Consider the following 14905-nt stretch of genomic DNA (forward strand, 5'->3'; position numbering starts at 1 on the left):
AATCTAAAATCGTTAATCTAAAATCTAAAATTTTAATGCAAAGACCTTCCTTTTCTATATATGACGCCTCAGCTGGTTCTGGTAAAACGTATGCTTTGGTCAAAGAATATCTTAAAATTATTCTTGTCGCGAAGAAAAATGATGCCTATCGCAATATCCTAGCCATAACTTTTACTAACAAAGCGGTTCATGAGATGAAAAGCCGAATAGTAGGTAGTTTATCTGAATTTGCAAAAGACGAGCCAAGTGATAAAGCAATGGATTTAATGCAAGACTTGTTTGCTGGCGTTAGAAAAATAGACAAACCAGAAGAATGGGAGGAAGAGCCGCTGGGTCTTTCTATTATCCAAATCAAAACTAAATCACAACAAATCATAAAGCACATAATTCATAATTATGCAGCTTTTGATATTTCTACGATAGATAAATTCACTCACAAAGTGATTCGTGCTTTTGCGCATGATCTTGGTTTACCAATGACTTTTGAAGTAACCTTGGACACTGAGAATTTATTAGTCGAAGCTGTTGATGCAATTATCGCTCAGGCTGGAGAAGATGAGACGTTGACTAAGTTACTTGTGGATTTCACGATGGAGAAAACCGATGATGATAAATCTTGGGATATTTCACGTGAAATTCTGGATACGGGTCGATTGATTTTAAACGAAAACAATCGGAATGAAATTACTCATTTCCAAGATAAATCAATCTCTGAATTTGTTGCCATTAAGCAAAAATTATCCGAGGCTTGCAAAGTCTTAGAAAAAGAGAGTATTACGCTGGCTGATGAAGCACTGTCACTAATTGATAAGAATGGTATTGATCTCAAGTCATTTTCTGGATCCTACTTTCCAAAACATTTGGTTAGTATTCAGGAAGGGAAGTTTAACCCAAAAAATAAAACGTATCACGAATTTGATGATGTAAAAATCAATAAAACGGCTAAAGACCGGGCAATTATTGAAAATTTAATTCCTGAATTACTTCAGATTCTAGCAACAATTTATAAAGCATTTGAGAAACGAGATTTTTACAAAGCATTTTTAAAAAATATAACACCGCTTTCCTTATTAAATACGGTTAGTAATGAATTGAAGAAAATTCAAACAGAACAGAGTATCCTTTCTATTACTGAATTTAATGCACTGATTCATAGAGAAATTCAAAACCAACCCGCTCCCTTTATATATGAACGACTAGGCGAGCGGTACCGTCACTTTTTTATAGATGAGTTTCAAGATACATCTGAGATGCAGTGGCAAAACCTTATTCCATTAATTGATAATGCTACATCTAGTGAAATTGATGGTGAAAAAGGAACTTTGATGATTGTAGGCGATCCAAAACAGTCAATTTACAGATGGCGCGGTGGAAAAGCAGAACAATTTATAGATTTAAGTAAGGAACAAAATCCATTCAATAACCCAGAGAAAAAGCTAAAACATCTTGATAAAAATTACCGTTCCTATTCGCAGGTAATTGAGTTTAATAATGCTTTCTTTAAAATGTTGTCGAATGAATTTGAACATCCTGATTATAAAGATTTATACGCTAATCATAGTCACCAAAAAACGAATAATAAAACAGGTGGATATGTGAACATTTCTTTCATTCCAAAAGTAGAAAAACGCGAGGATTCTATTGAAAATCAAGTGGAAGAAGAAGGTCTAGATAAAACCGAATTATTTGTTCAAGGTACTCTAAATACTATACAAACGGTATTATCTGAAGGTTTTGAATATAAAGACATTGTAATTCTAACTAGAAAGCGTAGTCAGGGTATCGCAATAGCTAATTATTTGACAGAGCAAAAAATTCCGCTTTTGTCATCAGAAACCTTGATGATTCAAAACGCGACAGAAGTCCGATTGATTATTCATTTATTGAAATACTTAAAGAACAATTCTGATTTAGAGGCAAAAGCTAACTTTTTGCAATATTTAGCTCAAAACATTCAAGATCAATTACCAGTTCATGATTTCATTGCAGAAGGAATGGAAAGAAAACTTGAAGTTGATTTTGAAAGCTGGTTAATGAGTTTCAACGTAGCGCTCTCTTTCGAAAACATTCGAAAAAAATCTTTGTATGAGGCTGTTGAAGTTATAATTAGCAAATTCCTCTCCCCATCCCTCTCCAAAGGAGAGGGTGACGAAGTAGATAGTGATTCAGATAATTTTGGATATATGACTGGGGGTAATAGTTCTCATCTTTTGCTTGAAAAAGCTAAAGAAAACCGAAAAAATCCAACAAATGCTGAAAAGGTTTTATGGATGGAACTAAGATCGAAATCGCTCGAAGATTTTAAATTTAGGCAACAACATTTGATTGGTGATTACATTGTTGACTTTGTATGTCTAAAGTCAAAGTTGGTTGTCGAGGTTGATGGAAATTATCATTTTACTGATGAACAATTGGTATTAGATGAACAGCGAACTTTAATTATAAATGAATTAGGTTATAGGGTAATTCGTTTTACAAACGAAGAAGTTTTAAAAAATATTCAGTTTGTTTTAGATAAAATAGTTAAAGAATTAGTTGCTCAACAAAATCTTGTACATTCTGTTATGCCGTTTTCGGCTCCCTTCCCTTCGGGGAGGGTTGGGGTGGGGAATGCTTACGTGCAATATTTCCTAGACATTGTTTTAGAACGGGATATTCGAAACCAAGCAGGAATAGCTGACTTTTTAAGTTTTTGGGATAAAAATGCAGAGAAATTTAGCATTCCATCTCCTGAAGGAAATAACGCGGTTAGGATTATGACTATTCATAAATCAAAAGGGTTAGAATTTCCTGTTGTTATATTTCCTTTTGCTGAAGAAGATTACAATAGAAAGCCAAAAGATAAATTATGGCTTAATGCCGATGAAGAAGATTTTGGTTTGCCCAAAGTTTTGATTGATAATAGTAGTGCAGTTGAAGGTTTTGGCGATGAAGCCGCTGAGGTTTACAATTTGAAAAAACAGGAAGAGTTATTAGACAGTATTAATGTTTTGTATGTAGCCTTAACTCGAGCGGAGGAGCAGCTTTATGTTATTTCGAATATGAATTTATCTCGAAAAGGTGAGGTGCCAACAAATAACATGTGTACTTTTTTTATTGATTATATTAAAAGTAATGCAGATTTCCATGTCGAAAAATTAAATTATGAATTTGGAGACAAAACCAAGTTGTCGAATAAAAAGAAACATGTTGATACTTCTAAGACGATTCCATTCGTTCGAGAAATTCTAAATCCAAAGAATATAAAAATAGCACAAAGAGAAGCTCTGATGTGGGGAACTTTACAGCAGGAGGCTATTGAATATGGAAATCTTATTCATGAAATTCTGTCATTTGTAAAATCAAAAAGTGATGTAGACTTAGCATTAGTAAAGGCTATTGAAACTGGATTAATCACACAGAATCAAAGTGAAATTGTTTATAATACAATTCTAAGTATTATTAATCATAATGAGTTGGAGAGCTATTTTGATGATAAGCATGAGATTTTGAACGAGCAAACCATAATTCAAAAGGAGGGAAAAACTGTAAAGCCTGACCGAATGGTGATAACTAAGGATAAGGAAGTTTTTTTACTTGATTATAAAACGGGGACACATCAAGTGAAATACCAGCAACAATTAGAGAATTATCAAAGCGCAATTGAGTCGATGGGTTATAAGGTTGTTAAAAAAGCGCTTATTTACATCGGAAAAGGAATCGAAGTAGTAAATTTGTAGCGTTAAAATGAATTATTCGCATAAATGAATGTATAAATAAATTAATATGTACGGAAAAATACAACAGCATCTGCAGACTGAACTTCAAACAATTGTAGATAACGGAATTTTTAAATCGGAAAGAATTATTACATCGCCACAAGGAGCAGAAATTACTATTTCTACTGGCGAGACAGTTTTAAACTTCTGTTCTAACAATTATCTTGGTTTGTCATCACACCCAGAAGTAGTTCAAGCTGCTAAAGATGCATTAGATACACATGGTTTCGGAATGTCGTCAGTTCGTTTTATTTGCGGAACACAGGATATTCATAAGACATTAGAGAAAAAAATTGCAGAGTTCTACGGAACAGAAGACACTATTCTATACGCAGCTGCCTTTGATGCAAATGGTGGAGTTTTTGAACCATTATTAGGAGCCGAAGATTGCATCATTTCTGATAGTTTAAATCATGCTTCTATTATAGATGGTGTTCGTTTATGTAAAGCGGCTCGTTATCGTTATGAAAATAGCAACATGGAGGATTTAGAGCAGCAGTTAATTAAAGCAACTGAAGCTGGAACTCGTTTCAAGTTAATTGTGACGGATGGTGTTTTCTCTATGGATGGATTAGTAGCGCCGTTAGATAAAATCTGTGACTTAGCTGATAAATACGATGCAATGGTCATGGTTGATGAGTGTCATGCTGCAGGATTTATAGGTGCAACAGGAAAAGGTACACTTGAAGCTAAAGGTGTTATGGGACGTGTAGATATTATCACTGGTACATTAGGTAAAGCTTTAGGTGGCGCAATGGGTGGTTACACGACCGCTAAAAAAGAAATTATTGAATTATTGCGTCAGAGATCACGACCGTATTTATTTTCTAACTCTTTAGCACCATCGATTGTAGGAGCTTCAATTAAAGTTTTTGAAATTTTAGAAAGAGATACTTTATTGCGTGATAAGTTAGAAGAGAACACAAATTACTTCAAAGCAGGAATGAAAAAAGCTGGTTTTGACATCATTGATGGTGATTCAGCAATTGTACCTGTTATGCTTTATGATGCTAAATTATCACAAACAATGGCTAATGAGTTGTTGAAAAAAGGTATTTATGTTATAGGATTCTTTTTTCCTGTAGTGCCAAAAGATAAAGCAAGAATTAGAGTACAATTGTCGGCGGCGCATACTACTGCTCACATAGATAAGGCGATTGATGCATTTACAGCAGTTGGAAAAGAGTTAAATATTATATAATTCCCACTTTTAGTGGGCATTGTGGCTTTTTTTTAACATTTCATTTTGTAGTTTAAAATTTACGTACTACTTTTGCTTATAATTAACTAAATTGTAATTAAAAAATTTAAGTATGAAACATCTTAACAAAATTTTTGTTGCTGTGATGATGGTGATGGGATTAAGTTCTCAAGCACAAGACAGTAACAATCCTTGGGCTATCTCTTTTGGAGTTAATGCCGTTGATACTAGGACAAGTGCTGGTGGTGGAAATAATTGGCTTGATCGTCATTTTTCTCAACCATTTGCAGTAAAAGACAACTGGAATGTTCTTCCATCTGTATCTTATTTATCTGTATCTAGATACGTGGGGGATAATTTCTCTTTCGGTCTTGCTGGATCTGTAAACAAGATTGACAAGTATGTGAAATTTGATCCAACTGCTCCTGGTCATGATTCAAGAGGAATGGTAGTTTCTAATCCTGGTGATTTAATGTATTATGGTATTGACGCTACAGTTAAATATAGCTTCATGAACCTAATTAAATCTAAAGTGATTGATCCTTCTCTTTCTGTTGGTGGAGGTTATACTTTCTTTGGTGATAGTAGCTACGGAACATTAAACCCTGGTGCTGGACTAACATTATGGTTTACTGACAATGTAGGTTTAGAGCTTGCATCAAAATACAAAAAATCATTCGGAGATAGAGAAGATGCTTCTGGAACTCCAGATGCTCCATCTCACTTCCAACATTCTGCTGGAATTATCTTCAAATTTGGTGGTAAAGATACAGATGGTGACGGAATATATGACAAAGATGATGCTTGTCCAGAAGTTGCTGGTTTAAAGCAATTCAACGGATGTCCTGATACTGACGGAGATGGTATTCAAGATAGTGAAGATGAGTGTCCTACTGAATTTGGATTAGCTGCTTTAAAAGGTTGTCCTGATACTGATGGAGATGGTGTAGCTGATAAAGATGACGCTTGTCCAGATGTTGCTGGTTTAGTTGCTTTAAAAGGTTGTCCTGATACTGACGGAGATGGTGTAGCTGATAAAGATGACAAATGTCCTACTGTTGCAGGTCCAAAAGAGAACGCAGGTTGTCCTTGGCCAGATACTGACGGAGATGGTGTATTAGACAAAGATGATGATTGTCCTACTGTAGCTGGTCCAGCTAGTAACAGAGGATGTCCAGAAGTAACTACTGAAGCTTTAGATAACCTTAAAATCCAAGCTAGAGCAATCTACTTTAATTCAGGTAAATCTACTTTCAAATCTGCTGATGTTCCAGCTAGATTAGATGCTATGGCAAATATCCTTAAAAACTATCCTAACGCTAAATTCAGTGTTGAAGGACACACAGATAGCGATGGTTCAGATGCTTTCAACCAAACACTTTCTGAAGAAAGAGCTACAGTTGTTAAAGACGCTCTTTTAGAAAGAGGTATCAAATCTAGCAACTTAAATGCTGTTGGATATGGTGAGTCTAAACCAGTTGAAACAAACAAAACTGCTGCTGGTAAAGCAAAAAATAGAAGAACAGAAGTTATTTTACAAAAATAATTTCCTTCAAACTTTTATAGAAAACGCCTCGATTTATCGGGGCGTTTTTTTTATTTTTTATATTATGATAAATATTTCTTTCTTAGATAAAATTGCTTCTGTTTTAATTGAAAAGTATTCAAAATCTCTTTCGAATACAATTGTCGTCTTACCTAATAAGCGCGCAAAGATATTCTTAATCGAAGCACTGAAAAAGCAAGTAAATACTAATATTCTTTCGCCAGAAATAATAAGTATTGAAGATTTTATCCAAGATATCTCAGGAATTCGTACTATTGATCCAATTGAATTACTTTTCGAATTTTATGAAGTCTATTTATCCATTACCGAAAAGTCGCAACAGCAATCTTTTGAACTTTTTGCAAATTGGGCTAAAACTTTACTGCAAGATTTTAACGAAATAGATCGTTATCTTCTTGATCCTTCACACGTTCTTTCTTATTTAAAAGATATTGAGGATATTAAAAAGTGGGGAATTGAAGTAGAAAACAAAACTCCGTTATTAGAGAGATATATTGATTTCTGGAAATTATTACCTAAATACTATCAATCTTTATATGATCACTTATTAAATAAGGGAATAGGTTACCAAGGTTTAATTTATAGAGAGGCTGTAAATAACTTAAACAATTTCACAAAGTCAGTGCAAGAGAAGCAATACTTATTTGCAGGATTTAATGCGCTGAATTCCGCTGAAGAAAAGATAATACAACAGTTGATAGCTTCTGAGCAAGCTGAAATTTATTGGGATGTGGATCAAACTTTTCTAAATGATCCGTATCATGATGCCGGATTGTTTGTGCGTCGCTTTAAAGAAAACTGGAAACATTATAAGTCAAATCCTTTTGAATGGATTGTAGATGATTTTTCTCAATCGAAAAACATTCAAGTAATAGGAACTCCAAAAACTATAGGTCAAGCCAAAATTGCGGGAAGCATTATTGAGAATATAACTAATGATAATTCATTAAGGAAATTAGATAAAGTTGCAATTGTACTTGGAGATGAAAATCTTTTGGTTCCACTTTTATATTCTTTGCCTGCAAGCGTTGGAGCGCTAAATATTACGATGGGTTATTCTAGTAAAAATAATCCAGCTCAAATATTGCTTGCAAAATTATTTAAAATGCACACTAATGCGCTGTCTCGTAATAACAGCAGTTATGTGCTTTACTATAAAGACGTTTTAGATATTTTGACGCATCCGCTAGTTGAGCCTTATGCTAAAATTGCAGCGTTAGTTGCGATAATAAATAAAAATAATTACACATTTATAACGCATCAAAAATTGATGGAGTTAAATGTGATACCGTCGGAGTTGTTTCTTTTATTATTTAAAAAATGGGAAAGTGGTTCTATTCCAGTTTTAGAAAGTATATCGCAATTATTGCAAACGATAAAAAATAATTTAAGCAATGACAGCGAAGAAGAGAAAATCACCAAAGCTTTCGTTTTTGCAATTTTTAAAGTTATCAACAAACTCATAGCGTATTACTCAAAACATCAGCATATAGATAAGATTGAAACACTTTATGCAATTTACAAACAAGTAATAGATCTTGCTGAAGTTTCTTTTGAAGGTGAACCTTTAAATGGACTGCAGATAATGGGAGTGTTAGAAAGTAGAGTTTTAGATTTTGATACTGTAATAGTTACTTCGATGAATGAAGGTAAGTTTCCGGCTGGAAAGTCCCAAAATTCATTTATTCCCTATGATGTGAAACGGGAGTTAGGCTTGCCTACTTTTAAAGAGAAAGATGCCATTTACACCTATCACTTTTACCACTTGCTGCAACGTGCAAAGAATATCTATTTGCTTTATAACACAGAAAGTGAAGGATTAGATGCAGGAGAAAAAAGCCGATTTATAACGCAGCTCGAAGTGGAAAAACAAGCAAACCATAACACAACTCACGAAATTTACAACGCTATTCTTCCTGAAACTGCATATCAACCTATGATTATTCCAAAGTCAGAAAGTGTGATGTTGCGCTTAAAAGAAATTGCTGAGAAAGGATTTTCTCCTTCTGCTTTGACGAGTTATATTAGAAATCCTATTCAGTTTTATTTCCAAAAAATATTGCGTATTAGCGAAGTGGAAGAAGTGGAAGAGAATATTGCTTTGAACACTTTAGGAACCATAATTCATGAAACATTAAAAGTTTTGTATGAGCCATTCATTGGTGAATTTATTTCAGAAAGCGACATAGTGAATTGCTTTAAGCAAATTGACGTTGAGGTTCTCAAGCAATTTAAATTGGTTTACAAAGAAGGCGAAATAAAAAAAGGTCGAAATTTACTAGCTTTTGAAGTAGCAAAGCGAAACGTTTCTAATTTTCTAAAAGTAGAATTAGAGAGTATTAAAAACGGTGATACTATTAAAATAATCGCGTTAGAACAAACTTATCAACGTACACTGCATCACAGTAGTTTACCTTTTCCAGTCTTGATTAAAGGAAATGTAGATAGAATTGAAGAACGCAACGGAACGATTCGAATTATTGATTATAAAACAGGAAAAGTAGATAAGGCGAACGTAATATTAAAAAACTGGAACGGTTTGACGGACGATATTAAGAGTGACAAGATTATTCAGGTTTTAGCTTACGCATATATGTACGAGGAGAAGGCTAACGGGCAGCCAGTTGAAGCTGGAATTATTTCCTTTAAAAATTTAAAATCAGGATTCTTACCATTTGTATTTAAAGAAGAGAAAGAGATGAATTCTATAATTGATGAAACAATTTTAAGTCAATATTTAGAGCAAATTATACTTTTATTGAATGAGATTTTAGATGTAAATATTCCGTTTTTAGAAAAAATTTAATTTTATTGCAATATCAAAAAGCTGACAAATATATTCGAATTCTTTAAAACAACGCTAATGATTAATTTGGCGTTAAGTACTGTGGCTTGGATATTTAGCGGATTTGAAACCTTTAAATATGTTCTTATAATTTTTGGTTTCTGCGTCACTATTTTGATAAAAGAAGTAAGTGCTAAAAACGAATATTTATTCTACTATAACAACGGAATTTCAAAAATACATTTAGTGCTTTACGCTTTTATTATGAATTTCATTTTTTCGGTAGCTGTTATTTTAGTTATCAATTTAATTCTGAAGTTAGTATGATTAAAAATATTTTAGAAGTTGATAGCGTCCAAAAGCAATATGATGGAAGAATCATAATTTCTGATGTTTATCTAAAATGTGAAACAAACGATATTATTGGTATTCTGGGCAGGAACGGTTCTGGCAAATCAACTTTATTAAAAATAATATTCGGAATTGAATCTGCGGATTTTAAATTTGTTAGAGTTGATGGTGTCGTTAAAGCTAACACTAGTGCGCTACTTGAGCAAATTAGTTATTTGCCGCAAGATAATTTTATTCCAAATGCCTTATCAGTAAAACGAACAATTCAATTGTCTATTTGTAAAGAGAAGTTGGTTGAATTTTATGCTGATGAAATGATTCAGTCGTTATTAAATAAAAAAATTAAGCAATTATCTGGAGGAGAACTACGCTACTTAGAAATCAAATTGATTTTAAATAATAACTCCAAATTCGTTTTACTTGATGAGCCATATAATGGTTTGTCACCAATTATGATCGAAAATATAAATGCTCTAATAACTAAGAAGTCAAAAGTAAAAGGTATCATAATTACAGATCATAATTATAAAAATGTCATAGATGTTTCCACCAAGCTAGCGTTAATGAAAGATGGTAAAATGTTTCATCTAAAAAATAAAGAGGAATTGATTGAAAGAGGTTATCTGTCAAAAGGAATGCTTTAAATCTTTTTGCAAAAGGAGAGTAATAAAACTAACAATTCATCGCGGTTTTCAATGTGACTCATGTGTCCGTCTGGAAAAGAAATCAATTTTACTGAAGTATTCTCTACTTGTTCCTTAGTTTCCTCATAGGGTAAAACATAATCTTTTTCACCCAAAACGATTAATTTAGGATAGGGTGTGAGGTGCAACAGAACCTCTCGGTCCATTCTAATTTTCATTCCTTCTAATGATGCTACAATACCTTGCAAAGGTGTTTTCAACGCTTCCTTTTTTACATTTTCAATTTCGAAAGCGAGACGCTCTCTATTATTCTCACTGAATAAATTAGCAATAGCCAACGAAATAAAATTGATAAATGATTGCTTAACAGTCTTTACTGCACGATCTCGATTTATTTTACGTTCGTCGCTGTCTGCTCTTGCTGTAGAGTTTAGTAAAACTAATCCTTTTATATTTTCAGGATATAGTTCTGCAAAAGCCAAAGCTACATATCCACCCATTGAATGCCCAATAAAGATGGCTTTGCGAATGCGTAAATCGGAAAGCACGGCTTGAACTGCATCAGCGTGATCTTCCATCGAATGCACATATCCCAAACATTCTGATTCACCATGACCTAACAAATCAATTGCAATTACTCGGTTTTTTTTAACAAATTCAGAGATGTAGAAATCCCACATCTTCTTATTTTCTAGAAAACCATGAAGCAAAACAATAGCAGTTCCTTTCCCGGTGTCAGAAAAGGAAATTTGCGTATTTTTAAATTGGATTTGTTTCAAGGTTTGTTTTTTTACAAAACTAATGCTTAATTTTTTAAACCATAGAAGAGATATAAGTTAATGTAAGAGAAAATACTATATTTGAAAAAGCAACTTTTAATAGATGAACAGACTTATTATTATTGGAAACGGATTTGATTTAGCTCATGGCTTACCTACTTCTTATAAGGATTTTATAGATGATTATTGGAAGAATATAAAATCTTCAAGTTATGAAGATGAATTTATTTCTTTTCAGAATTTTGCTAAAGATTTTAAATTTGATGAAATTTCAAATTTAGTAGGGTTATCAAAACTAATTATAGAGAATGATGGAAAAATTAAATTTGAAAGTGCAGAGATATATCGTGAACATGGTAATAATTTAACGACTGGGAAATATCCACGAGAAGATATTTTAGTTTATAAAAATGATTTTTTTAAGCTAATTAATCAGAAAAATGTTGAAAATTGGGTTGATATAGAAAACGAGTATTTCATATTATTGAAAAAGATCATTAAATCAGAACATCTCAAAAATTATGTATCAAAAGAATTTTTAATAAATGAACAGAAAATTCAAACTGAAAAATTAAATAAAGAATTTGAACAAGTAAAAATTCTGTTGGAAAAGTATTTGAACGATAGAGTATTGAATGTTTTCGATCTACAAATGTCGTCGTTCTCAAGAACTGAATCTTCTAAACTTCAAAAATTAATTACTCCAATAGGTGTGTCTTCAAATAAAGTAGATTTATTACAAGAGTTTCATGAAAAAGATCATAAAGAAATTGAAGATCAACTTAAGGAATCGAAGGAACTTGGTAAAAATAATAGTCGAGTTCACATATTAAATTTCAATTATTCTCGTACTCCAATTAGGTATACTAATAATACGGCGAATGGAATAGAAGTCAATTTTATTCATGGAGTAGTGGGTGATAAAGATGAAAATAAAATTAATTTTGGCTTTGGAGATGAAATGGACGAAGATTATAAATTAATAGAAAATATTAATGATAATGAATATTTGAGGAATTTTAAATCTTTTTTATATCTTCAGAATTCAAATTATAAAAGTCTACTAGATTTTATTGAAAATGATAAATTTCAAATTTATATCATGGGTCATTCTTGTGGTTTGTCAGACAGAACTTTATTGAATACAGTGTTTGAAAATGACAATTGTCGATCTATAAAAGTTTTTTATCATAAAAGACAAGACGGTACTGATAATTATACTGAGCTTATTCAAAATATATCTAGACATTTCAATAAAAAGAAGTTGATGAGAGAGAAAATAGTTAACAAAACACTATGCCAACCTTTGCCGCAAATTCAACTACCTCGATTTAAGTAATACGGCTCACATTTCTGAAAACCGTTATTAAAATTTTAAAATCTATTATCACCATCAAGTAAGTTTCCTAATCCTCCCAACAAACTTCCTTCGTCACGACTTTTTCCGCCTGCTCGTGGTGCGGAAGCAATGATTCTATCAGCTAATCTACTGAATGGTAATGATTGTATGTAGACAGTTCCTGGTCCGCGAAGCGTTGCATAAAATAAACCCTCGCCACCAAAAATTGAATTTTTTATCCCGCCGATAAATTCAATGTCGTAATCAACATCTTTAGTGAAACCTACAATACAGCCAGTGTCGACCTTTAGCACTTCGCCGTTTGCTAATTCTTTTTTAGCTAGAGTTCCGCCTGTATGTACAAATGCCATTCCGTCGCCTTCTATTTTTTGCATAATAAAACCTTCACCGCCAAATAGACCACGACCTAATTTTTTAGAAAATTCGATTCCAATAGATACACCTTTTGCAGCGCAGAGAAAAGAGTCTTTTTGGCAAATAAATTTGCCGTCGTATTGAGTCAAGTTAATTGGAATAATTTTTCCAGGATAAGGCGCAGCAAAAGAAACTTTGCCTTTTGCATTATTTTGATTGATAAAGGCGGTCATAAATAAACTTTCACCAGTTAGCACCCTTTTTCCAGCGCTTAGCAACTTATCAAATATTGTATTTTGTTGTACAGAACCATCTCCAAAGATGGTCTCCATCTTAATATTGTTGTCCATCATCATGAAACTACCTGCTTCGGCAATTACAATTTCTTGTGGATCTAATTCTATTTCTACATATTGCATTTCTTCGCCATATATGTGATAATCGATTTCATGTGCTTGCATGGTTTTATGTTTTAGATTTTGCATTTCTGGAATATGAAAATTGATTATTAGTTAAGTTTTTAAAAACGTTCTTAATCTTTTATGTCTTGAATAGGACGTTGTTAAATAGATAAAGTTACAGTTTTTAGATGTAGAATAGAATTTGAGTTTTATTGTTTTATGTTTTCTCGTGGAAGTGCGCAAGGGATAGTAGTGAAAAGCCCACAGCATCGCATTTTTATGCGTTGCGAGGACTTGTAGTGGATAGCCCGACCCAACTGAAGTTCACGGAAGTTGGGTTGCGCCCAAAAAAAATCGGTTCACATTGCTGCAAACCGATTGATACTTTATAAATTACTGAATTATGCGTTCATTAAATCTTCTATTTCTTCTATTTCAATAGGGATGTTTCGCATCATGTTGAAGGGCTCGCCACTTTCCTGAACGATTAAGTTATCCTCTAGTCTGATTCCGAAACCTTCCGCTGGAATATAAATCCCTGGCTCTACGGTAAAAACCATGTTCGCTTGCATAGGTTCCGTTAGGATTCCGTAATCATGCGTGTCAAGACCCATGTGATGCGAAGTTCCGTGCATAAAATATTTCTTATATGCTGGCCAATCTGGATTTTCATTTTGCACATCTGCCTTGTCAAGAAGTCCTAATCCAAGTAACTCTGAAGTCATTAGTTTGCCAACTTCAATATGATATTGCTTCCACAATGTTCCTGTAGTAAGCATTTTAGAAGCCTCATTTTTTACACGTAAAACTGCGTTGTAAACTTCTTTTTGACGGCTAGTATATTTACCTGAAACTGGAATTGTTCGAGTCATATCGCTAGAATAATTTGCATATTCAGCAGCTACATCTAGTAATATTAAATCGCCGGCTTTACATTGCTGATTGTTTTCAATGTAGTGCAATACATTAGCGTTATTTCCTGACGCGATGATAGGCGTGTAAGCAAATCCTTTAGAACGATTTCTAACGAATTCATGAATTAGCTCGGCTTCGATTTCATACTCTGTTACATTTGGTTTAACAAATGAAAGCAGTCTTCTAAAACCTAATTCAGTGATATTACAAGCTTTTTGGATTAAATCCAATTCCTCAGTTTCTTTTACAGAACGAAGACGTTGAAGGATCGGATTACTTTTAGCGACAGTATGCGCTGGGTATTTTTCTTTCCACCATTTTACAAAACGAGCTTCGCGAGTTTCAGTTTCTACCGTAGCGCGGTAATGTTCGTTTGTATTGATATAAATAGTCTCAGAGTGCGTCATCATCTCAAATAAGATTTTTTCAAATTCGTGTAACCAATACACTGTTTTGATTCCTGAAACTTCAAATGCGCGCTCTTTAGTTAATTTCTCGCCTTCCCAAACTGCTATATGCGCACTAGTTTCTTTCAAAAATAACATCTCTCTTTGATGTTCATAAGGAGCATCTGGGAAAAGCAATAAGATGCTTTCTTCCTGATCAACGCCACTTAAGTAAAATATGTCGCGGTGTTGTGCAAAAGGTAAAGTACTATCAGCCGAAACTGGATAAATATCATTAGAGTTGAAAATCGCAACACTTTTTGGCTTCATTTGAGCCATGAATTTTGCGCGATTTTTTATAAATAGATTGCGTTCAATTTGATGGTATTTCATAAGAATTTAGT

At 33.2% G+C, this 14905-nt stretch carries 9 protein-coding genes; 6 read left to right on the plus strand and 3 right to left on the minus strand.

Going from position 1 to position 14905, the window contains the following annotated elements:
• Positions 1 to 35: 35 nt before the first annotated feature.
• From BC961_RS05710 to BC961_RS05735, 5 genes are all read left to right on the plus strand, one after another.
• Positions 36 to 3719 (plus strand): UvrD-helicase domain-containing protein, encoded by a 3684-nt coding sequence (locus BC961_RS05710; protein ID WP_121924891.1) that lies wholly within the window; start codon positions 36 to 38, stop codon positions 3717 to 3719.
• Between the two features lie 46 nt (positions 3720 to 3765).
• Positions 3766 to 4959 (plus strand): glycine C-acetyltransferase, encoded by a 1194-nt coding sequence (gene kbl, locus BC961_RS05715; protein WP_121924892.1) that lies wholly within the window; start codon positions 3766 to 3768, stop codon positions 4957 to 4959.
• 112 nt (positions 4960 to 5071) lie between these two features.
• Positions 5072 to 6505, plus strand: coding sequence for an OmpA family protein (locus BC961_RS05720; RefSeq protein ID WP_121924893.1), 1434 nt, complete (start codon positions 5072 to 5074; stop codon positions 6503 to 6505).
• 64 nt (positions 6506 to 6569) lie between these two features.
• Positions 6570 to 9332 carry a PD-(D/E)XK nuclease family protein gene (locus tag BC961_RS05725; RefSeq protein WP_121925106.1) on the plus strand — a complete coding sequence of 921 codons (2763 nt, stop codon included), beginning with the start codon at positions 6570 to 6572 and terminating at the stop codon, positions 9330 to 9332.
• Between the two features lie 302 nt (positions 9333 to 9634).
• Positions 9635 to 10306: an ATP-binding cassette domain-containing protein gene (locus tag BC961_RS05735; protein WP_121924895.1), complete on the plus strand. Its 672-nt coding sequence runs from the start codon at positions 9635 to 9637 to the stop codon at positions 10304 to 10306.
• Here BC961_RS05735 and BC961_RS05740 read toward each other — a convergent pair.
• On the minus strand, positions 10303 to 11085 hold the full coding sequence (locus tag BC961_RS05740) for an alpha/beta fold hydrolase (RefSeq protein WP_121924896.1): 783 nt from the start codon (positions 11083 to 11085) through the stop codon (positions 10303 to 10305). The genes BC961_RS05735 and BC961_RS05740 overlap by 4 nt on opposite strands.
• Before the next feature lie 103 nt (positions 11086 to 11188).
• On the opposite strand from BC961_RS05740, the gene BC961_RS05745 reads away from it, so the two are divergent.
• The gene (locus tag BC961_RS05745; RefSeq protein ID WP_121924897.1) at positions 11189 to 12424 is read left to right on the plus strand and encodes an AbiH family protein; all 1236 of its coding nucleotides are present in this window, start codon (positions 11189 to 11191) and stop codon (positions 12422 to 12424) included.
• 35 nt (positions 12425 to 12459) lie between these two features.
• On the opposite strand, the gene BC961_RS05750 is transcribed toward BC961_RS05745, so the two are convergent.
• Together BC961_RS05750 and BC961_RS05755 are read right to left on the minus strand one after the other, a co-directional pair.
• Positions 12460 to 13260 carry a TIGR00266 family protein gene (locus tag BC961_RS05750; protein WP_121925107.1) on the minus strand — a complete coding sequence of 267 codons (801 nt, stop codon included), beginning with the start codon at positions 13258 to 13260 and terminating at the stop codon, positions 12460 to 12462.
• Between the two features lie 341 nt (positions 13261 to 13601).
• The gene (locus BC961_RS05755; RefSeq protein ID WP_121924898.1) at positions 13602 to 14894 is read right to left on the minus strand and encodes an aminopeptidase P family protein; all 1293 of its coding nucleotides are present in this window, start codon (positions 14892 to 14894) and stop codon (positions 13602 to 13604) included.
• Between the last annotated feature and the right edge of the window lie 11 nt (positions 14895 to 14905).

Source organism: Flavobacterium weaverense (assembly GCF_003688495.1).
GTDB classification, from domain to species: Bacteria; Bacteroidota; Bacteroidia; order Flavobacteriales; family Flavobacteriaceae; genus Flavobacterium; species Flavobacterium weaverense.